Below are 19,990 nucleotides of genomic sequence, written 5' to 3' on the forward strand. Positions count from 1 at the left end.
AAATGACGCGTATCTCTACCGCGGCCGGGGCGCGCGGTCCATGCCGAAGCGTGCAGGTCCACCCTGCCCCTGCGCGCCACAGTCCGCGCCCGGCGACGATCTGCCACCGGGCGCGGACTGTGGCGCCGAAAAGCGATCGGGCCGCCCTTGCGGACGGCCCGACGAAGATGTCTCAGGCGGCAGTCTGCGCCCCGGTCTTCTTGCGGCGACCAAAAAGCAGATTGGTCAGCACGAAGAAGAGCGGCACGAAGAAGATGGCAAGCGCCGTCCCGGTGAGGGTGCCGAAGAAGGTGGCGTAGCCGATCGCCTCGCGCGCGCCGGCCCCGGCACCGGTCGACAGGATCAGCGGCACCACGCCCAGCGAGAAGGCCATCGAGGTCATCAGGATCGGGCGGAAGCGCAGCCGCGCCGCGGCGACCACCGCCTCGCGCGCGCTTTCGCCCATGTGCCGCATCCGGTCGCGGGCGAATTCGACGATCATGATGCCGTTCTTGCCGGTCAGACCAACCACGGTCAGCAGGCCGACCTGGAAGTAGACGCCGTTCGACTGCCCGCCGAGCGAGGCCCCGATCAGGGTGCCGAGGATGCCGACCGGCATCGCCAGGATCACCGCGATCGGGATCACCCAGCTTTCATAAAGCGCGGCAAGGCACAGGAACACCGCGGCAAGCGACAGCGCGTAAAGCAGCATCGCGCCATTGCCGGCCTCCTTCTCCTCGAGCGACAGGCCCGACCATTGCAACGAGAAGCCGGGCGGCAGCTGGCTGGCCAGACGTTCCATCTCGGCCAGCGCCTCGCCCGAGGAGACGCCGGGCTTCGGCGAACCCTGGATCTCCATCGCCGGCAGCGCATCATAGCGCACCACCTGCTGCGGACCGTAGACCCATTCCTGCGTGGCGAAGGTCGAGAGCGAGACGAAATCGCCATTCGCATTCGGCACCCGCCACAGGTCGAAGTCGGAAGGTGTCGCCCGCGCCCAGGGCTCGCCCTGCACGTAGACCCGCTTCACCCGGCCGTCATAGAGGAAGTCATTGACATAGGTCGAGGACCAGACGGTGTTCAGGAACGAACCGACCTGTGCTGCCGTCAGCCCCACCGCGCCGGCCTTCGGCCAGTCGATGTTGAGCTTGAACTGCGCCGCGTCCTCGACGCCGTTCGGGCGCACCGCCATCAGCTTGTCGCTCTTGCCCGCCATGCCAAGCAGCATGTTGCGCGCGGCCAGAAGCTCGTCGTGGCTTTGCCCGGTGCGGGCCTGCAGGAAGGCGGTGAAGCCGTTCGAGTTGCCAAGTTCGAGCACCGGCGGCGGCACGATCGGGATCACCACCGCCTCGTTGATGCCGCCCATCAGCGGCCCGAAGGCGCGGCCGGCGATCGCCTCGGCGCCGTTCTGCACGCCCTGACGCTCTTCCCAGTCCTTCAGCTTGACGAACATCATCGCCATGTTCTGGCCCTGCCCCGCGAAGGAGAAGCCGACCACCGAGAACACCGAGGCGACATTGTCCTTCTCTGCATTCATGTAATATTGCTCGACCTTCTCGACGACCTTCTTCGTCTGCTCGGCGGTGGTGCCCGAGGGGGTCTGGATGATCGTCATCAGGACGCCCTGGTCCTCGTTCGGCAGGAACGAGGTCGGCGTGCGCAGGTAAAGCGCGCCCATCGCCGCCACCAGAAGCGCATAGACGACGATGCCCTTCACCGGGTTTGCCACCACCCATTTCACCATGCCGCCATAGCCGCCGGTGATCCGGGTGAAACGGGTCTCGAACCCGGTCGAGAACCGCGCCGCGATCCCCGCCTTCGCCCCGGCATGCGGCTTGAGCATGGTGGCGCAGAGCGCGGGCGTGAACACGATCGCCACGATCACCGACAGCGTCATCGCCGAAACGATGGTGATCGAGAACTGCTTGTAGATCTCGCCGGTCGAGCCGCCGAAGAAGGCCATCGGCACGAACACCGCCGAAAGCACCATGGCGATGCCGACCAGCGCGCCGGTGATCTCGCCCATCGACTTCTTCGTCGCCTCCTTGGGCGAGAGATGTTCCTCGGCCATGATCCGCTCGACGTTCTCGACCACGACGATCGCATCGTCGACGAGAAGCCCGATCGCCAGCACCATGGCCAGCATGGTGAGCGTGTTGATCGAGAAGCCGAAGGCCGCCATCACCCCGAAGGTGCCCAAAAGCACCACCGGCACCGCGAGCGTCGGGATCAGCGTCGCCCGGAAGTTGTGCAGGAAGAGCAGCATCACCAGGAAGACGAGCGCGATCGCCTCGAGCAGGGTGTGCACCACCGCCTCGATCGAGAGGGTGACGAAGGGCGTCGTGTCATAGGGGATGACATAGCTCATCCCGGCCGGGAAATAGGGCGCAATCTCGTCCAGCCGCGACTTCACCAGATCGGCCGTGTCGAGCGCATTCGCTCCCGAGGCCAGCTGGATCGCCATGCCGGTGGACGGCGCGCCGTCGTAATAGGCCAGGACCTCGTAGTTCTCGGCGCCGAGCTCGACGCGGGCAACGTCGCGCAGCAGAACCATGCCGCCGTCAGTATCGGCGCGCAGCACGATGCGCTCGAAGTCCTGCGGCGTCTTCAGCAGCGATTGCGCGGTGATCGTGGCGTTCAGCAACTGCCCCTTCGGGGCCGGCTGGGCGCCGAAGGCACCGGCCGAGATCTGCGCGTTCTGCCCCTGCACGGCCGCGATCACCGTCGCCGGTGCCATGTCATAGGTCTTGAGCTTCTGCGGATCGAGCCAGATCCGCATCGCGTATTCCGAGCCGAAGACCTGCACCGAGCCGACCCCTGGCAGGCGCGAGAAGCTCTCGACCATCGTGGAGTTCATGTAGTCGGCAAGCTCGACCTGGCTGCGCGACTTGTCGGGCGAGATCAGCGCGACGACCATCAGGAATCCGGTGGTCGACTTCTTCACCGTCACCCCCTGCCGCGTCACCGATTCCGGCAGCGAGGCCTCGGCCTGGCTGAGCTTGTTCTGCACCTGCACCTGCGCGATGTCGGGATTGGTGCCGAGCTTGAACGACAGCGTGATCGTCGCACGCCCGGTCGAGGTGGTTTCCGACTTGATGTAGCGCAGCCCGTCGAGGCCGGTCATCTGCTTCTCGATCACCTGCACCACGGTGTCGGCCACGGTCTCGGCCGAGGCGCCGGGATAGGTCGCCGAGATCACCACCGAGGGCGAGGCGATCGAGGGATATTGCGAGACCGGCAGATTGAAGATCGAGAGCGCGCCAAGCCCCATGATGACGATCGCGATCACCCAGGCAAAGATCGGGCGGTCGATGAAGAAACGCGCCATCTCAGTTGCCCTCGCCCTGCGCGGCGCCGCCCGTGGCTGCGCCCGCCGCCGCCCCTTCGGCCGGAATGATCTCGACCGGGGCACCGACCGCGGTCTTCTGGAATCCCGAGGTAATCACCTGATCGCCGTCGCGCACGCCGTCGGTGACGATCCAGCCGGAGCCCGAGGAGGTCGCGATATGCACCGGGCGCTGTGCCACGGTGCCGTTGTCGACGACCCAGACGAAGGGATTGCCGGTGCGGTCGCGCATCACCGTGTTCTGCGGCAGCGAGACCGCGCCGCGCGCCATCGCCTGCGGCAGGTCGACCTCAACATACATGCCGGGCAGCAGCAGGTGGTCGGGGTTCTGGAAGGTCATGCGCAGGGTGATCATGCCGGTCGTCGGCTCGACGTTCGGCTCGGCCGCGGCGAGATGGCCCGTCTCGTGATAGATCGAGCCGTCGGCCAGGATCAGCCGCGCCGCCCCGGTTGCGCGCATCTCGCGGCCCTCGGCGGTCGAGGTCAGGCGCAGGATGTCGGTCGCCGACTGGGTGACGTCGACATAGACGGTGTCGAGCGCGCGGATGGTGGCAAGGGGCGTCGCCTGCTGCGCCGCGACGAGCGCGCCGGTGGTCGTCTGCGACAGGCCGATGACGCCGGCGATCGGGGCGCGGATGGTGGTGCGGTCAAGGTCGATCTCGGCGCTCATCAGCTGCGCCTGCGCAAGCTGCAGCGCCGCATCGGCGGCCTGCCGCGAGGCCACGGCGGAATCGCGCTTCTGCGCGGAACCGGCGTTATTGCCAAAGAGCTCGATCGCGCGCTTTTCCTCGGTCACGGCGAGGTCGCGGTTCGCCTGCGCCTGTGCGACCGCAGCCTTTGCCGCGGCAACCGCCGCCTGATAGCTTTCATCCTCGATCTTGTAGAGCGGTGCGTCCTTCGGGACCGAGGCGCCCTCGTCGAAGAGCCGCTCGCGGATGATGCCGGAGACCTGCGGGCGCACCTCGGCGACGGTCGAGGCCTTGATCCGTCCGGGCAGGCGCGCGGTCAGCGGGAAATCGGCGGTGTGCGCCGTGACGACGGTGACCCGCGAGGGGCCCTGTGCCTGCTGGGCGAAAAGCGGGGTGGCGAGGGTCAGCGCGACGAGCGGCAGAACCCTCAGGGGGAAGGAAGATGACATGACGGAACCTTGGACCTGGGAGGGGAAGAACAGGCTCAGCGCGTGCCGCCGGCGGCGGCGACGCTGAGGGTGATGAAGTCGGAGGCGCGCTGGCGCTCGGCCGCGGCGAGGCCTTCCTGGGCAGCCAGATAGCTGCGCTCGGCGTCCAGCACGGACATGAAGCTGCCCTCGCCATAGCTGAAGTTGGTGCGCGACAGATCGACCGCCTCGGCGCTGGTGCTGACCAGCCGGCTTTGCGCGGCAATCGCCCGGCCGTCACGGTTGTAGGCGGCAAGCCCGCTTTCGATCTCCTCGATCGCGTTCAGCACCGCGGCTTCCCAGGCGAGCTTCGCCTGCACCGCGCGCGCCTCGGCGCCCTTCAGGTTGGCCCGGTTCGCGCCGCCGGTGAAGATCGGCAGGTCGATCTGCGGGCCGACGGCCCAGTAGCTGATCGAGCCGCCGTGGCGGATGTCGGTTGGCGTGATCGAGCCCGAGAGCGACACCGAGGGGTAGAAGGCCGCCTTCGCGACGCCCACATCGAAGGCCGCGGCAGCATAGGCGCGCTCGGCCATGCGCACGTCGGGACGCGCCGCGATCACCTGCGCTGGCACGCCGACACTCGCCTTGAAACGCGGTTTCGGCTGCGCCGCGCCGCGCTGCAGCCGCGGCCGCAGCGTCGCGCTGCGCTCGGCGGTCAGCGTTGCAAGCTGGGCCAGCGCCTGATCGAAGCCGGTCTCGAAGGCGGGCAGCTGCGCCTCGCCCTCGGCCACCAGCTGCTCGGCCTGGATCTGGTCGAGCCGCGAGGCGTCGCCCGCCTCGACCTGCGCCTTGGTCAGCTCGAGGCTGCGCTTGCGGCTCTCGATCGAGCGCTTGGTCAGCGCGATGCTTTCCTGATGGTAGCGCAACGCGACATAGGCCTGGGCGATGGCACTTTCCATCATCAGCCGCGCGACATCGGCCGAGAGATAGGCCGCGTCGAGCCGCGCCGCCGCCGCCTTGCGGCTGTTGCGGTTCGCCCCGAAGATATCGAGCAGCCAGCTGACGCCGAGCCCCGCCGAGGTGGTGCTGCGCGTGCCGGTGCCCTGGGTGTCGCCGCGCGTCGCGGCGGCAGAGCCCGAAACCTGCGGCAGATCGGCCGCGCCGGTGGCGTCGGCGGCAGCACGGGCCTCCTCGATCGCAGCAAGGGCCTGCTGCACGTCGAGGTTGCGCGCCTGCCCCGCGGCAACCAGCCGGTTCAGTTCGTCGTCGCGAAAGGCGAGCCACCAGTTGCGGGCCTGCGCCTCGTCCCCGCGCGCCGGCGCCGCGCCGTCGAAGCGGTCCGCCACCGAGGCCTTGGGGGACTCATAGGCAACATCCGCACAGCCCGCGAGGGCCAGGCAGGACGCCGCGCCCCACAGGAAAGACCGGCGCGACGGCGCGCGCCCCGAAGGTTCAGACAGATTCACAGCCATATCTCATTCCTGCTGATGGGCGCGGCGGCGCAGTCTTGCGACCGCCCGCCCCCTTGTTCGCTCGACAGTGGCAGAGCTACATACATTCACGTATGGATGTAAATAACGAATTGCGGCATAAGGCGATCTTGACGCGCAGGCTGTGACACGAGAGGAACAGATGTGCGTTTCGTGAACGGCCATGCCCGTTCTGACGATGAAAGTCTGCCCGGTTCACCCCATCGGTCGCAGGGGCACGCCACAGGCAGAACGGGAGGAGCACAGTGTGAGACGATGCAAGGCAGATGCCGAACAGACCCGGCTGAAAATTCTCGAGGCGGCCGAGATGCTTTTCGCCGAGCACGGGATCGCCCGCACCACGCTTGAGCAGATCGCCCGGACCGCGGGCGTCACCCGTGGCGCATTCTACTGGCATTTCAAGGACAAGACCGCGGTGCTGAGCGCGCTTTACGAACGCACCACCGCGCCGCAGCTTGCGCTGATCCGGGAAGCGTCGGAGCAGGCCGACCTGACCGATCCGCTTGCATTCCTCGAATGCTCCGGCACCCGCTTCCTGTCGGTCTTCGCCGCGGACAAGTGCCAGCAGCGGATGCACCGGATCATGTCGAACGCGGCGATGACCGAGGAGACGGCGGCCTGGCTGGCGGAGGCGAATGTCGAACTGTGGCGGGTGTTCCAGCGCCTTCTCGCCCGCGCCGGCGAAGCCGGCCAGCTGACCGACGAGCTGACCCCCGACGAGGTGGCGGTCTCGCTGATGGTGATGTTCAACGGGCTCCTGAACGAATGGCTGCGCTCGGACCGGGCCTTCCCGCTCGACACGCTCGGCGCAAAGCTGCTGCACCACCATATCGCCTCGCTGCGCCGCAACGGCGGCGCGGCCTAGTCGGCCCGGCGCCACACCGGCGCGCCCCTGACCGGGGCGCGCCGGAACGGCCGGCTCAGCGCCAGCCGAGGGCTGGCGCAACATGTTTCAGGATACTCTCGATCACATGGGCGTTGTAATCGACGCCCAGCGAGTTCGGCACCGTCAGCAGCAGCGTGTCCGCCTCGGCGATCGCCTCGTCGCGCTTCAGCTGCTCGACCAGCTTGTCGGGCTCGTCGGCATAGGAGCGGCCGAAGATCGAGCGCTGCCGCTCGATGAAACCGACCTGGTCATCCTCGCTGCCGCCATGGCCGAAATACATCCGGTCCTCGTCATTCGTCAGCGCGAAGATCGAGCGGCTGACCGAGACCCGCGGCTTGCGCTTGTGACCCGCGGCCTTCCAGGCCTCGCGATAGGCACGGATCTGCTGCGCCTGCTGGATGTGGAAGGGCTCGCCCGTCTCGTCATCCTTCAGCGTCGAGCTTTGCAGGTTCATCCCCAGCATCGCCGCCCATTCGGCCGTCTTGTTCGAGCCCGCGCCCCACCAGATCCGGTCGCGCAACCCTTCCGAATAGGGCTCGAGCCGCAGCTTGCCCGGCGGGTTCGGGAACATCGGCCGCGGGTTCGGCTCGGCAAAGCCATGGCCCTCGATCATCTCGAGGAAGGCCTGCGCGTGCCGGCGCCCCATGTCGGCATCGGTCTCGTCCGCCTCGGGCGCATAGCCGAAATAGCGCCAGCCCTCGATCACCTGCTCGGGGCTGCCACGGCTGATGCCAAGCTGCAGCCGGCCGCCGCTGATCAGGTCGGCGGCGCCGGCCTCTTCGGCCATGTAAAGCGGGTTCTCATAGCGCATATCGATCACGCCGGTGCCGATCTCGATCTTCGAGGTGCGGGCAGCGACGGCCGAGAGCAGCGGGAAGGGGCTCGCGTGCTGACGGGCGAAGTGGTGGACGCGGAAATAGGCGCCATCGAGGCCGAGCTCCTCGGCCGCAACGGCGAGGTCGATCGCCTGCAACAGCGCGTCGCCGGCGGTCCGGGTCGCCGAGCCACGCTGCGCCGACCAATGTCCGAAGGACAGGAAACCGATGTTTTTCATGTCATTGCTCCTCGGGCTGCAGCGGCCGATGCTGAGGCTCCGGCGCCGGTCCCGTTCGCCACTTAGCTAGCCATTGACACCTCGTCTCTGCAACCTGCCCCGTGTGTTTGCTCAAGCGCAGAGGCTGTGCGCCAGATGCCCCGCGGCCGCCTTCCCCATCATCTGGCATCTCGCCTTGCAAAAGCAGGATCAAGCCCTTGCGGGGGGAACCTCACGCAAGACAGGGGGCGGCGCGGCGCTTTTGGGCGATTGCTCCGGCCGGGGTGGCCCGATATTCTGGCCATTGGCATTGGAGTTGCGCATGGACGATTTCGAGTTTTTTCTAATCATTTCCGGGATCGCCTATGGCGCGATGGTGGGCATCGGCCTGCCGGTGCTGCTGTTCCTCGTGCCGGCGCTGCGCGGCCGGGTGCGGCGGCTCGAGGAAGAGATCACCGCACTGAAAGCCGCCACCCCCCGGGCCGATGCGCCGGCGACGGCGCCTGTGCTCTGGCCGGACACCATGGCCGCGACGGAGGACCCGGCGCCGCCGCATGCCACGCCCGAGCTCATCGCCGCCGCCGAGGCGCCGGCGCCGGAACGACCGCTGCCGCCGCCCCTGCCGCCGCCCCTGCCGCAGTCCGTGGCGCCGCGGGCCGGGGCATCCGCCCCCGGGCCGGGCGCGCTTGCCCCTGTCGCCGCCTGGCTGCGCACGAACTGGACCCTCGCCATCGCCGCACTGTCGCTGATCCTCGGCGGGCTCTTCATGGTGCAATATGGCGTCGAGAAGGGCCTTCTGACGCCGCCCTTGCGTGTGCTCGGCGCGCTCGCGCTCGGCCTTGCGCTGATCGCGGGCGGCGAGGCGATCCGGCGCCGCAGCGGCGACGTCGTGACGCCCGCGACGCGCGCCCTGCCCTCGACGCTGTCGGGCGCGGGGGCGGTGGTGATGTTCATCGCAATGGCCGCGGCGCATGCGCTTTATGGCCTGATCGGCCCCGGCGTGGCGCTGGCCGGGCTGGCTCTGATCTCGGCCGCCACCGTGCTGCTCGGCTGGTTCTACGGGCCGGTGCTGTCCGCGATCGGGCTGATCGGCGCCGGCGCCGCACCCTTCTTGATCGGCGGCGGCCCGGATGGCGCGCATCTCTTTTATGGCTACTTCCCGCTCGTCGGCCTTGCCGGTCTGGCGATCGACAGTTTCCGCCGCTGGGGCTGGGTCTCGGCGCTCGCGCTTGCCGTCGCGAGTTTTGGCCTCGTGCTGCTCTGGGGCTCCGTTCCCTTCACCCCTGGCCTTGCCGGGGCGGCGCTGGTGCTGGCCTTCGCCGCGCTGACCTTCCCCGAGCGCCACCTGACGCCGCGCCACGCCGGCGCCCCCGTCACCGGACTTTTCCGCGGCCCGCGGCCCGAGGTGCCGACGCTGATCGCCGCGGCGGGCGCCACTATCGCCACCATCGCCGGACTGATGATCGTCGCCGGCGCCACGACCCCGGCCGAAGCTGGCATCGGCTTTGCGCTGCTCGTCGTGCTGTTCGCGGCGGCCAGCCTGTGGCTCTACCGCGCCCCGGCGCTCGATGCGCTCGCCGCACTGCCCGCGATTGGCTTCCTCCTTGCCCTGTTGATCGAGCCGATGCGCGCGGGCCCGTTGTTCGAGGGGCTCTTCGCCACACTCGACGCGGCGCCGGGCGCCGAGATCCCGCTGCCGCCGACCCTCTGGGCGCTCGCCCTTGCCGGCGCGGCGCTTTCCGCCCTTGCCTTCGCGCGGCTGCGCCATGCGCGCGCAAGCGGCGAGGCCGACCCGATGTTCTGGGCCTTTGGGGCGGCGAAACTCGGCACTGCGACGATCTTCGCGCTCGAGTTCTTCTGGGCGCCGGGCTTCTTCCTCGGCTCCGGCCCCTGGTCGCTCGTGGTGATCGCGATGGCGGCGCTGATGGTGCTGTTCGCCGAGCGCCGCGCCCGGATGGGGGGCGAGGCCCTGCCCCGCGATCTTGGCCTTTTCGCCGCGGCCGCGGTGCTGCTGATTGCGCTCGCCTTCTTCATCCTGCTCACCAAGGCGGCGCTGACGCTGGGCCTTGCGCTGCTGGTCGTGCTGACGACGCTGACCGACCGCCGCTTCCGGCTGCCGCTGATGGGCTGGATCGCGCAGCTTGGCGTCGCCGTCATCGGCTATCGGCTGCTGGCCGATCCGGGCTTCGACTGGAGCCTTTACAGCGCCAGCTGGCCCGCCTTCGGGCTCAGCCATCTCGGCCCGATCGCCGCTTTCGAGGCCGCCCGCCGCCTGGCCCGCCCCGAGCGCGCGGGACTGCGCGCGGTGCTCGAGTCGGCGCTGATGACCACAGTCGCGCTTTTCGTCACGCTGACCATCGCGCGGCTGATCCCCGACCGGGACACCCATGCCCATTGGTTCGCCGGGCTCAGCGCCGCGATCTGGTGCGGCGCGGCCTTCGGGCAGATCTGGCGCCTGCCGACCAGCGGGCGGGCGGTCCGCTGGCTGCGCGGCCTCATTGCCGCGCTGAGCGGGCTTGCCGCGCTTGGCGCGCTGGTTGCGCTGGCGCGCGATCTTGCCGACATGCTGGACTGGGGGGCCGACCCGGTGCTTGGCCCGCCGCTTCTCGACAGCCTTGCGCTCGCCTTCTGGCCGCTCGCCGCGACGCTGGCGGTGGCGGCGGTCTTCCTTGGCGCGCCCGGCCGGCCCCGCGCCCGCCTGCTGCGCCCGGGCCTTGCCGCCGGTGCGGGGCTTGCCACCCTCGTCTGGGGCTGGCTCGAAATCCGGCGGCTGTGGCGCGGGACGGACCTGTCTCTGCCCGGCCCCTCGGATGGCGAGCTTTACAGCTACACCATCGCACTGCTCGCGGCCGCGCTCGCGCTGCTGGTTGCCGCCGTGCCGCGCCGCTCGCTGACGCTGCGCCGGATCGCGATGACGGGGGTGGCGCTGACCATCGCCAAGGTGTTCCTGATCGACATGGCCGGGCTGTCGGGGCTGACCCGGGTCGCCTCCTTCGTCGGGCTCGGCCTCGCCCTCACCGGCCTTGCCTGGCTCAACCGGCAGATCGACGCCCGTTGGCGCGCGACCGGCGCCGAGCCCCCGCCGCCCTTCCCCGAAGACTGAGCCGCCGCGCGGCCGCCCCCGAGGAGACCGGACCGGACATGCCAGCCGCTAGACGCGGCTGGTATGCAATCCGACCAGGCGCGAGAGCAGCAGGACCGAGTAGAGCGTGCCGCCGATGGCCTCAAATGAGGCAAACGACTGAGCGTAAAACCCCACGGGCGTGATGTCGCCATAGCCGACGGTCGTCATCGTCACATAGCTGAAATACAGCATCTGCTGCCAGCCGATGGGGGCTCCTGAACTCGCCACGAACGAGCCCGGAGCGCCCCATTCGACAAGGGCCAGCAACGCGGCAAAGCCGGAGCCGATCACCAGATAGAGCGAGGTCGCCGACAGGAGAACATCGGTCATCACGGTGCGCGCGCCAAACGTGTAGCGTGCCAGGACCACAATCATTCCAATGTGATAAGCGATAGAGCTCAGATAGACCGCGAGTGCGGTCGCCCTTGTCGGAGCGTAAGAATTCATCAGCCCCGCGACGAGGGTCACAAGGCCGATACAGGCCATCAACGCCCGCATGCCCTTCGACGCGCTCAGCGCCCATGTCGCCGCGACGAAGATCGAGGCGTAAAAGCCGTAGAACAGCGCAGGCCATGCCCCGCCCGCGGCCGAGAGCGGGTAGGTCAGGTTGTGAATCAGGATCGCGGTGAGCAACGCGCCACTCGCGAGAACCCGGTTTCGCGCAACAGGCAGCGACAACATCTCAGGCCGCCTTCCGACGCGCGAGGCCGGCCATGAGCATCAGGATCGCCAGCGCCCCTGCCCCGAGCCAAAGCCCGCTCAGATGCAGGCCGAGAGCCCCCCAACTCCAGACGGCCAGCGCCGCCACCGCCAGCAGATAGAGCCCGCGCGGCCGCTCGGCAGTGACCTGATGGAAGATCGTGCAGCCCAGCAGGAACAGCGACGGCCCGGCAAAGGCGATGATCGCCGTTTCGGCATGAATGGGGTCGTGCGGATGCGCGACGATCATCTCGATCGCGACGGCGGTGACGATCGCGCCGCAGACCGCCACGCCATGGGCATAGGCCAGCCCCGCGCGCGCAAGGCTGGTGTGATCGCTCTCACGGGCAAAGCGATGTTCGCCCGGCTCGGCGAGATCGACGAAATAGATCCACCACAGCGTGACGATCAGAAAGAACCCGATGAGAGCGGCCAGGGCGGTGTCGGCATGGATCTCGTGGCCCGCGAGATAGCCGCCGAGCAGCAGGATCGACTCGCCCAGAGCGATGATGAAGATCAGCTGGTTGCGCTCGAACAGATGCAGCCCCTTCAGCGTCCAGCTCGACATCGGCGTCGCCCCCCGGCCGGGCAGCCAGTAGCCCAGATAGGGCGCGGCATAGTCGATCGCGACGGCAAGGATCCAGAGCCCGAGCCGCGCGGGCTCGATCAGCGCCCCGGCGATCCAGAAGACGCCGGAGATCGCACTCCAGGCGCCAAGCTGGGCGTAGTTGCGCCCCATCTCCTGACCACGGAAGACGAGCGCCATGTAGCCCGCCCGGATCAGCGCCATCGCGACATAGGCCAGCGCGAAAAGCCCCGCCCGCGCCCCGAAGGCCTGTGGCGCGGCGATGGCCATCACCAGCGCGCAGCCCATCAACACGATCATCAGCCCCCGCCCGCCCGGATGATCGGGGTTCAGCCAGTTCGCGGCCCAGGCGGTGTAGTTCCACGCCCACCAGACCGCGGCGAAAAGCGTCGCGTATTCCAGCGCGCCAAGCACGCTGGCATGTTCCAGCAGGTAATGCGACAGCTGGATGATGCTGAAGACATAGACCAGGTCGAAGAACAGCTCCATCGTGGTGACGCGGGGCGTTTCCTGGGGGCCGAGGCGGCGCAGGGCGTCGGGCGGGGCGAGGCGTTGGAACAGGCTGGACATGTGACTTTCCTGAAAGGGATGCGGCATCATCCCCGAGTTTTCGCAAAGGTCAAAGAGCCCCGGCCCGACCGCAGCCGGCCCGGCACCCGGCGCTCACCCGCGCCCCCGCAGGACGAGCCACGCAAGCGCGGCGGGCACCGCGAAGACCAGTCCGAAGACCGGCACCTCCTCGGCAAGCGCATAGCCGGCATGGGCGACGCCGACCCACAGGTTGACCGCCGCCGCCAGCCCCCAGAGCACCGCGAATGCCGGGAAGGCCCGGCGCCGCGGCACCCCGCGCAGATGCGCGATGCCGTAGACCGCCGCCAGCAGGGCAAGACCGGCAAGGATCATCTGCGCGGTATGGCTCACAGGAACATGCCCCCCGAGACCTCGATCCGCTGGCCGGTGACCCATTGCGCGGCCTCCGAACAGAGGAAAGCCACGACGGAGCCGAGATCATCGGGCCGGCCGGCCCGGCCGAGCGCCGTCTGCGCCGCGATGAAGGCATTGATCTGGGCATTGTCGCGCACGGCGCCACCACCGAAGTCGGTCTCGATCGCGCCCGGTGCCACGACATTCACCCGGATGCCGCGTGCGCCCAGTTCCTTCGCCTGATAGCGGGTCAGCACCTCGACCCCGCCCTTGGCGGCGGCATAGGCGGCATAGCCCGGCAACGAGAACCGCGCGAGCCCGGTCGAGATGTTCACCACCCCGCCACCATCGCGGATCACCGGCAGCAGCTTTTGCGTGAGCAGGAAGGCCGGCTTCAGGTGGGTCGCCACCATCTGCTCGAACTGCGTTTCCGTTGTCTCGGCATAGGGCGCGTGAATCCCGACGCCCGCATTGTTCACCAGATAGTCGAGCTTGTCCGCGCCAAGGCCCTCGAGCACCGCCCCGAGCGTGGCGACGAACCCGCCGTAGCTTGCGCTGTCGGTCACATCGAGCTGCAGCGCGGCGGCCTGTCGGCCCCTGGCCTTGATCTCGGCGACCACCGCCTCGGCCTTGTCGCGGTTGCCCAGATAGGTCAGCACCACGTCGGTGCCCGCCCCGGCGAGGGCCAGTGCCATGTCACGGCCGAGGCCCCGGCTTCCGCCCGTCACAAGTGCGATCGTCATCTCATCTCTCCTGCGGGTCGGGATGACCCGGTTCAGGACAAGATAGATGCGCGATCGTTCTGGATAAATGCGCATGACTTGACATCATTCGCCAGAAATGCCGAACAATGCCCATGGATCGGATTCAACAGATGCAGGTCTTCGTGCAGGTCGTCGAGAGCGGGAATTTCACCCGCGCGGCGGCGGCGCTCGGCCTGCCGCGCTCGACCGTCTCGGCCACGGTGCAGGCGCTCGAGGACCGGCTCGGCGTGCAGCTCCTGCAGCGCACGACCCGGGTGGTGCGGCCGACACAGGAGGGGCTGCACTTCGCCGAGACCGCCCGCGACCTCGTCGATGCGCTGGCACAGGCCGAAGGGCAGTTCCGCCATCGCCCGGGGCAGATTTCAGGGCGGTTGCGCGTCGACATGCCAAGCCGGATGGCCCGGCGCATGGTGATCCCGCACCTGCACGATTTTCGCGCCCTCTATCCGGCGGTGACACTCGATATCAGCGCGACCGACCGGATGGTCGACCTCGTGTCCGAAGGCGTCGATGCCGTGGTGCGGATGGCAGAACTCGAAGACAGCGAGCTGATCTGCCGCAAGCTCGGCGAGGTGCCGATCCTGACCTGCGCCGGGGCGGGCTATGTCGCCCGCCACGGGATTCCGGCCCGCCCAGAGGACCTGAGCCGGCACCTGCTGGTCAATTACGCGCTCCGGATGCCGGCCGCCGCGGCCGAGTGGGATGGGCAGGAGGACGGCCGGGCGATCTCGGTGCCGATGCAGAGCTATCTCTGCGTCGACAATGCCGAAAGCTATGTCGCCGGCGCGCTGCACGGGCATGGGCTGATTCAGGTGCCGGCGCGCGACGTGGCCGAGGATATCGCCGCCGGACGGCTGCTCGAGGTGCTGGCCGATTTCCGCCCCGCTCCGGTTCCGATCTCGGTCCTCTATGCCCGCCGACGCCACCTCGCACCGCGGCTGAAGGTCTTCATGGACTGGCTGGAAGAGCTGCTGCGCCGCGAGGGGTTCGTCGCCCCCGAGGTGCGAGGTGAGCGGCACGGCTCCTGACACGGGAGTTCTGCCGTTCCGCAGATCCGCCCGCGGCGCGATGACAGGTCCCGCCAGTCGCCCGGGATGGCCTCCCAGCTCCGTGCCAAGGCGAATCGTAAGCGGTGGTCGAAATCGACGATGACGTTGGCCGGACGACACGCGACCAACACAGGGCTTTGGGAGTACATGCAGGAATCCGTCGCGGGCGACTTGCGTGCGGGGGATGACGGAACGACTTTTGCAATGATTTCAAACTGGTGCCCGAGGCGAGACTCGAACTCGCACGCCTTGCGGCGGAGGATTTTGAATTCTGTTGATTTGTTCTAATTACAATGGGTTATCTTGCATCTTTCCCGCGTACAAAACATGAACATGCTGTGAATGTGGGGACGTGCTGTTGAAGTGCAACCCTGACCGGCGGGAAGGGGCGGAGAGCCGTCGGTCGAGGTGCGAGGCCCGGCCGGCGGTCCAGGGCGGTTAGCGGTCTGACTGCACTGCAGCAGTGACGATCACAGCAATCTTGTCAAAGCAGCCGTTCGGGCAAAACGCAGCGGCATTCCAGTCGGAACCGCCGTCAGGATCGTTCCGCTCGGCTCGGCAGGATCCACTCAAACCGCGCCGGTTGACCGCTCGCTGTGGCGCGCCGGGCTTTCTATACCGACGAAGTATGATACGTCTGCACCAGAAAGAATGGAGTTCAGGATGATAAACGCGTCGAATGCCGATTCGGAAAAGGACGATGTCGAGGGACTCGACATGGCGCCCGAGGCATCTCGTACGGATTATCCTCTGGAAGACGTAATGGTCAGAACCGAGACGCGCTCCGCTCGCGAGGTTGTGGAACGCATCGGCAAAGGCCGCTACATCATGGACCCCGAATTTCAAAGGGAATTCGTTTGGGACGTCGAGAAGCAGTCCAAGCTCATTGAGAGCAGCGTGATGCGTATTCCTCTTCCGGTATTTTACGTGGCAGAGGCAACGGATGGCCGCATTATCGTTGTCGATGGGCTGCAGCGCCTAACGACCTTCTCACGGTTCCTAAACAACGAATTCAAGCTTAGCGGCCTGAGTCCTAAACAAGGTACTCCGCACTATTTGGAGGGAAAGTTCTTCAAAGATCTTGAGCCGAGGCTACAAGAGCGAATCGAAGACACTCAGCTGGTACTTTACATACTCGACCGGAAGGCACCCGAGGCTGCTCGCCTAGATATATTTGACCGTGTAAACAGCGGGTCGCCGCTCACCCGTCAGCAGATGCGCAACGCGCTTTATTCGGGAAATGCGACGCAATGGCTGCGGGAACAAGCTGCCTCGGAGGAGTTTCTGAAGGTCAACGCAGGTTCTTTGAAGTCAAAGACCATGCGAGATCGAGAAGCCATAAACCGTTTCGCCGCGTTTTATTCTCTGGGCTACAATTCCTATGTGAGCGGTGAGATGGATGAGTTCCTGGCGCGGGCGCTTGCGCAGATGAATGCAGCTTCGTCCTCGGATCTTGGTGAAATGCAGGACCGGTTCCGCCACTCCATGAAGTGGAACTATCGTCTTTTCGGCCTGCAGGCTTTCCGGAAATCACTGAGGGAAAACAATCCTAATGCTCCGCGCACCCCATTGAATATTTCCATGTTCGATGTATTCTCCTTCTGCTTTGCCAAGATTAGCGAGAAGCATCTTTTGTCGGATGAATCGGGCTTCAAAGGCAAAGTGATCTCCCTTATGCAGGACAATGATTTCGTCTTCCATGTCAGCTACTCGACTAACAGTGGGAGCCAGGTGACGGGCAGGTTCGAAAAGGCACTCGAGAAATTCGCGGGGTATTTCGAATGAGCTTTCGTGTATCCATCGAGGGGTTCAAGTGCTTTGATCGCCTTGAAATCGACCTTTCGGATCTGACGCTATTTACCGGGTTTAACGGCGCGGGAAAGTCCACCGCGATACAAACTCTGCTTTTGGTGAGCCAGTCGCTTCGCATCGCACCCAATGGCGACAGGATCGATCTGGACGGACCTTTGCTGCATCTCGGGACCGCACAGGACGTTGCGAGATCGGGGAGCCAAGGGCGCATCGCTATCGCTTTCGAAGAGGATGGCGTCCAGGCGATGTGGAGCCTGACAGCGGAGCGCAGGGTCCGCCACCTCAAGGTCGAGAATGCGCGGTTCTCTGTAGCCGGCCAAGCCCTCGACATGATCGGTGTCGCAGCGCCCCTCGACCATGCCGCATCGGCCTTGTGCGAAAAGGTCAGTGGATTGACGTTCCTGGGTGCTTCGCGGCTGTTCTCCAACACGGCCTGGCCGTCCCCGCCGATCACGACACCATTCGGCGATGTCGGGAAAGCGGGGGAGTTCGCGCCTTATTGGCACTTTCAGATCGCGGATGAGGAAGTCCCCGAGGCGCGCCGACATCCGGGCGAGGAACGCACCACCGTGCGTGGCCAAGTCGATGCCTATCTGTCGCAACTTTTCCCCGGGGCGATGGCCAATACCGACCAGTTGCTCGGGTCCGATCTGATCAGGCTCGATCTCGCGCTTGGCGCCTCGGGATGGGTAAGGCCGGGAAACATCGGCTTCGGATTGACCTACGCTTTTCCCTTGATCGTCGCGATGCTCGCCGCCCGGCCTGGACAACTGGTGATCGTGGATAGTCCGGAAGCGCATCTTCACCCACGTGCCCAATCGGAATTAGGGAAGATCGTCGCGCGGTTCGCGGCAGCGGGTGTACGAATGCTGGTCGAAACCCATAGCGATCATTTCCTCAATGGCGTCCGCCTTGCCATCAAGCAGGGGGCATTGGCTTCAAGGCAGGCCGCAGTATGTTTCTTCGGCGGTGCTTCCCCACATGGCCATGGTGTTCAGAGGCTGAATATTGACGACAGCGGCGAGATTGATCACTGGCCGCCGGGCTTTTTCGATCAGGCAGAGAGCGACCTTGGCCAACTTCTCGGGCTGTTGGGCTAGATGGATCTTCACCTGAACGATCTGTCGCTTGGCGGCCAATTCGACACGCGCGAGCAGGCCGTCGACGCGCTCCTTGGTATCTTCGCAAAGGCTACGAAGCGAAGGTTCAGGTTGGTGGTCTCGCGGGGACTGCTTTCCAGACCTGCTGTCGGCCCTATGTCGCTGATCAACGTAATCGCTGCCGCACGCCAGACGGAACGGGCGCTCCTACTCAACTGGCTTGGAAAGAGCGGCCCGTTCTCCGATGATGAGCCGATGGAAACGGCGAATGACCTTTGGTGGTTGGATGAGGATGAAGTCACCGATCAGGGTTTGGGCGCTGCTGGGCGGAAACTTCTCGTCGGTGCGCCCGCGTCTTCCTTCAGCCTGACTAACGGATCGTCTTCCCGGTTCAAACAATCGCCTTTGCAGGTGCTGCAGGGCCTGCCTGACGAGCCGCTTTGGGTCGCCTCGGTGGTCAATTATTGGGATTTGGCTGGGCTCGATGCTTTGGACAGCTCGATCGAAGTGGAGCCTGAGAGCTGGGACAGCTTCATTTCCGCCTGCATCAGCCGCTATCCCAACTTAATGATCGACGAGCAGAATTTCACCGCAGGCCTGAAGAAACACCCTTTCCATAGAAATGTCGTTCGCCGCGGGTTCGTGCTGCTCAAGGTGCTCAACGATCTCGCAGGAGGTATCGGCAGCGATGGCGCCCTATCCGAATCTGCCCTGAGATTGCTCGAAGATTATTTCCAAGGCGGCAAAGCGTTGTTTTCCGACGAAGAGCCGCAGGACAAACACGTGTTCATCTTCCGCGACAACAACGATGGTGGCGATATCTATTGTTCTTGGCACGGGAAGGTCAAAACTCCCCAATTTCGCCTACATTTTCAATGGCCAGTTCCTGTGGGGCAGAAATACATTAAAGTGCTGTACTTTGGGGAGAAATTGACGAAGTGGTAGGCGATGGGTAGCATCACCCTATTGAAAACGCCAAGCGCTTGGTTCAGTCGGTTTCGCAGCCATAGTTCTTTGAACATTGCTGCGGCATCGATCGAGTGTCGGCTTTCAGGGATGCGACCGCGCCGCGGCGACGACGCCTGCTCGACCGGCGGCTTAGGGCCGAGCGCGTCGATACGGCCAGCCAGGCCTCAAGAAAGGCTTGCCGCGACGCCGCATGGCCGCTTCGAGCCCTTTGCGCTCCGTTCCCTTGCGCGACTTGCGAAGCTGGAGTAGCTTCGGTGCCAGGCTTGACCCGCGCCTCCTCCCTCCAAATGGGGAAGTATCGCACATACGGGGTGACAGAGATTATCGAACCATCTGTTCGAGCGTTCGCATAAGGAGGGGTTGCGTTTCTGGCTCGGAATGGAGGTTCCGTGATGCGTCTATCCGCACCGATCTATCAATTGAAACGCCGCGCCAAGCTTTTGGCGCGAGGCCAGAATATTCCGCTGCATCAAGCGCAGGCCCGCATCGCTGCGGAAGAGGGGTTCACGGCATGGAGCCTGTTGGCCGCGCATGCATCGAAAAATGCAGATGTCGGGACGTTGCTTCCACATCTTTCGAACGGCGACATGCTCTTGATTGCTGCACGGCCAGGACACGGAAAGACCCGGCTCGGGCTAAGGCTTTTGCTTGATGCAGCGATTGAAGGGCGGAGGAGCGTATTGTTTTCACTTGAACATACGGAGCGAGAGGCAATGGAGCGCTTTTGTGCTCTTGCGGACCCGCTGCCGGAGACCACGCCAGAAATAATTGCCACGGATGATATCTGTGCCGACTACATCACTAACTATCTGGCAGGATCACCGAAGGGAACGGTAGCCGTGATTGACTACCTGCAGATTCTTGACCAGCGGAGGTCAACGCCGCCGCTTTCAGAGCAAGTGGAAGTGTTGAAAACATTCGCTCGCGAAACTGGCGTCATTCTGGCTGCAATTTCACAAATTGACCGTTCCTATGAGCCAGAGGCAGCTTCGGTACCTGGACTTGCCGACCTTCGACTTCCGAACCCTATTCCACCGGGAGCCTTCTCCAAAGCCTGCTTCTTGAACGCGGGCGAGGTTCGTTTTCAAAGCCTGATCTGACTAAATTCGCCGGTGCGTTTGCCACCGCACTGG

General features: G+C 65.7%; 15 protein-coding genes. 7 read left to right on the top strand and 8 right to left on the bottom strand.

Annotation, left to right across the window (positions count from 1 at the left end; all coding sequences use genetic code 11):
• Nucleotides 1-172: 172 nt before the first annotated feature.
• From EOW65_RS18505 to EOW65_RS18515, 3 genes are read right to left on the bottom strand one after another with little or no spacing between them, the layout of a single operon-like run.
• Nucleotides 173-3,307 (bottom strand): efflux RND transporter permease subunit, encoded by a 3,135-nt coding sequence (locus EOW65_RS18505; RefSeq protein WP_128151957.1) that lies wholly within the window; start codon nucleotides 3,305-3,307, stop codon nucleotides 173-175.
• A gap of 1 nt (nucleotide 3,308) precedes the next feature.
• The gene (locus tag EOW65_RS18510) at nucleotides 3,309-4,463 is read right to left on the bottom strand and encodes an efflux RND transporter periplasmic adaptor subunit (protein ID WP_128151959.1); all 1,155 of its coding nucleotides are present in this window, start codon (nucleotides 4,461-4,463) and stop codon (nucleotides 3,309-3,311) included.
• Between the two features lie 35 nt (nucleotides 4,464-4,498).
• Nucleotides 4,499-5,893, bottom strand: coding sequence for an efflux transporter outer membrane subunit (locus EOW65_RS18515; RefSeq protein ID WP_128151961.1), 1,395 nt, complete (start codon nucleotides 5,891-5,893; stop codon nucleotides 4,499-4,501).
• 265 nt (nucleotides 5,894-6,158) lie between these two features.
• On the opposite strand from EOW65_RS18515, the gene EOW65_RS18520 reads away from it, so the two are divergent.
• Complete coding sequence (locus EOW65_RS18520; protein ID WP_164880159.1) at nucleotides 6,159-6,776, top strand: TetR family transcriptional regulator; 618 nt, start codon at nucleotides 6,159-6,161, stop codon at nucleotides 6,774-6,776.
• Between the two features lie 55 nt (nucleotides 6,777-6,831).
• Here EOW65_RS18520 and EOW65_RS18525 read toward each other — a convergent pair whose 3' ends face one another.
• Nucleotides 6,832-7,851, bottom strand: a complete 1,020-nt coding sequence (locus EOW65_RS18525; protein ID WP_128151965.1) for an LLM class flavin-dependent oxidoreductase — start codon at nucleotides 7,849-7,851, stop codon at nucleotides 6,832-6,834.
• A gap of 301 nt (nucleotides 7,852-8,152) precedes the next feature.
• Here EOW65_RS18525 and EOW65_RS18530 point away from each other — a divergent pair, with 301 nt between their 5' ends.
• Nucleotides 8,153-10,933: a DUF2339 domain-containing protein gene (locus tag EOW65_RS18530; protein WP_128151967.1), complete on the top strand. Its 2,781-nt coding sequence runs from the start codon at nucleotides 8,153-8,155 to the stop codon at nucleotides 10,931-10,933.
• 48 nt (nucleotides 10,934-10,981) lie between these two features.
• Here EOW65_RS18530 and EOW65_RS18535 read toward each other — a convergent pair whose 3' ends face one another.
• From EOW65_RS18535 to EOW65_RS18550, 4 genes are all read right to left on the bottom strand, one after another.
• Complete coding sequence (locus EOW65_RS18535; protein WP_128151969.1) at nucleotides 10,982-11,635, bottom strand: potassium channel family protein; 654 nt, start codon at nucleotides 11,633-11,635, stop codon at nucleotides 10,982-10,984.
• 1 nt (nucleotide 11,636) lies between these two features.
• Nucleotides 11,637-12,809: a low temperature requirement protein A gene (locus EOW65_RS18540; RefSeq protein ID WP_128151971.1), complete on the bottom strand. Its 1,173-nt coding sequence runs from the start codon at nucleotides 12,807-12,809 to the stop codon at nucleotides 11,637-11,639.
• A 93-nt stretch (nucleotides 12,810-12,902) separates the two neighbouring features.
• Complete coding sequence (locus tag EOW65_RS18545) at nucleotides 12,903-13,142, bottom strand: hypothetical protein (RefSeq protein ID WP_128151973.1); 240 nt, start codon at nucleotides 13,140-13,142, stop codon at nucleotides 12,903-12,905.
• 14 nt (nucleotides 13,143-13,156) lie between these two features.
• A complete protein-coding gene (locus EOW65_RS18550) occupies nucleotides 13,157-13,906 on the bottom strand; it encodes an SDR family NAD(P)-dependent oxidoreductase (protein ID WP_128151975.1) in 750 nt (249 codons plus the stop codon).
• A gap of 113 nt (nucleotides 13,907-14,019) precedes the next feature.
• On the opposite strand from EOW65_RS18550, the gene EOW65_RS18555 reads away from it, so the two are divergent.
• The 5 genes from EOW65_RS18555 to EOW65_RS18575 all read left to right on the top strand — a co-directional run bounded on the left by EOW65_RS18555 (nucleotide 14,020) and on the right by EOW65_RS18575 (nucleotide 19,957).
• Nucleotides 14,020-14,955: a LysR family transcriptional regulator gene (locus tag EOW65_RS18555; protein ID WP_128151977.1), complete on the top strand. Its 936-nt coding sequence runs from the start codon at nucleotides 14,020-14,022 to the stop codon at nucleotides 14,953-14,955.
• 672 nt (nucleotides 14,956-15,627) lie between these two features.
• Nucleotides 15,628-16,761, top strand: a complete 1,134-nt coding sequence (locus tag EOW65_RS18560) for a DUF262 domain-containing protein (protein ID WP_206364102.1) — start codon at nucleotides 15,628-15,630, stop codon at nucleotides 16,759-16,761.
• On the top strand, nucleotides 16,758-17,888 hold the full coding sequence (locus tag EOW65_RS18565; RefSeq protein WP_128151979.1) for an AAA family ATPase: 1,131 nt from the start codon (nucleotides 16,758-16,760) through the stop codon (nucleotides 17,886-17,888). The genes EOW65_RS18560 and EOW65_RS18565 overlap by 4 nt, the downstream gene beginning before the upstream one ends.
• Nucleotides 17,889-18,833: a hypothetical protein gene (locus EOW65_RS18570; RefSeq protein WP_128151981.1), complete on the top strand. Its 945-nt coding sequence runs from the start codon at nucleotides 17,889-17,891 to the stop codon at nucleotides 18,831-18,833.
• Nucleotides 18,834-19,249: 416 nt separating this feature from the next.
• The gene (locus EOW65_RS18575; protein ID WP_128151983.1) at nucleotides 19,250-19,957 is read left to right on the top strand and encodes a DNA helicase; all 708 of its coding nucleotides are present in this window, start codon (nucleotides 19,250-19,252) and stop codon (nucleotides 19,955-19,957) included.
• Nucleotides 19,958-19,990: the final 33 nt, after the last annotated feature.

The sequence above is a fragment of the Paenirhodobacter ferrireducens genome (assembly GCF_004022265.1).
GTDB classification, from domain to species: domain Bacteria; phylum Pseudomonadota; class Alphaproteobacteria; order Rhodobacterales; family Rhodobacteraceae; genus Rhodobacter; species Rhodobacter ferrireducens.

Bases quoted from the DNA above. Each gene is read 5' to 3' on its own strand.
- EOW65_RS18550 (WP_128151975.1), bottom strand. From the start codon at position 13,906: ATGACGATCGCACTTGTGACGGGCGGAAGCCGGGGCCTCGGCCGTGAC.
- EOW65_RS18525 (WP_128151965.1), bottom strand. From the start codon at position 7,851: ATGAAAAACATCGGTTTCCTGTCCTTCGGACATTGGTCGGCGCAGCGT.
- EOW65_RS18535 (WP_128151969.1), bottom strand. From the start codon at position 11,635: ATGTTGTCGCTGCCTGTTGCGCGAAACCGGGTTCTCGCGAGTGGCGCG.
- EOW65_RS18565 (WP_128151979.1), top strand. From the start codon at position 16,758: ATGAGCTTTCGTGTATCCATCGAGGGGTTCAAGTGCTTTGATCGCCTT.
- EOW65_RS18570 (WP_128151981.1), top strand. From the start codon at position 17,889: ATGGATCTTCACCTGAACGATCTGTCGCTTGGCGGCCAATTCGACACG.
- EOW65_RS18545 (WP_128151973.1), bottom strand. From the start codon at position 13,142: ATGATCCTTGCCGGTCTTGCCCTGCTGGCGGCGGTCTACGGCATCGCG.
- EOW65_RS18515 (WP_128151961.1), bottom strand. From the start codon at position 5,893: ATGGCTGTGAATCTGTCTGAACCTTCGGGGCGCGCGCCGTCGCGCCGG.
- EOW65_RS18555 (WP_128151977.1), top strand. From the start codon at position 14,020: ATGGATCGGATTCAACAGATGCAGGTCTTCGTGCAGGTCGTCGAGAGC.
- EOW65_RS18510 (WP_128151959.1), bottom strand. From the start codon at position 4,463: ATGTCATCTTCCTTCCCCCTGAGGGTTCTGCCGCTCGTCGCGCTGACC.
- EOW65_RS18560 (WP_206364102.1), top strand. From the start codon at position 15,628: ATGGAGTTCAGGATGATAAACGCGTCGAATGCCGATTCGGAAAAGGAC.
- EOW65_RS18575 (WP_128151983.1), top strand. From the start codon at position 19,250: ATGCGTCTATCCGCACCGATCTATCAATTGAAACGCCGCGCCAAGCTT.
- EOW65_RS18505 (WP_128151957.1), bottom strand. From the start codon at position 3,307: ATGGCGCGTTTCTTCATCGACCGCCCGATCTTTGCCTGGGTGATCGCG.
- EOW65_RS18530 (WP_128151967.1), top strand. From the start codon at position 8,153: ATGGACGATTTCGAGTTTTTTCTAATCATTTCCGGGATCGCCTATGGC.
- EOW65_RS18540 (WP_128151971.1), bottom strand. From the start codon at position 12,809: ATGTCCAGCCTGTTCCAACGCCTCGCCCCGCCCGACGCCCTGCGCCGC.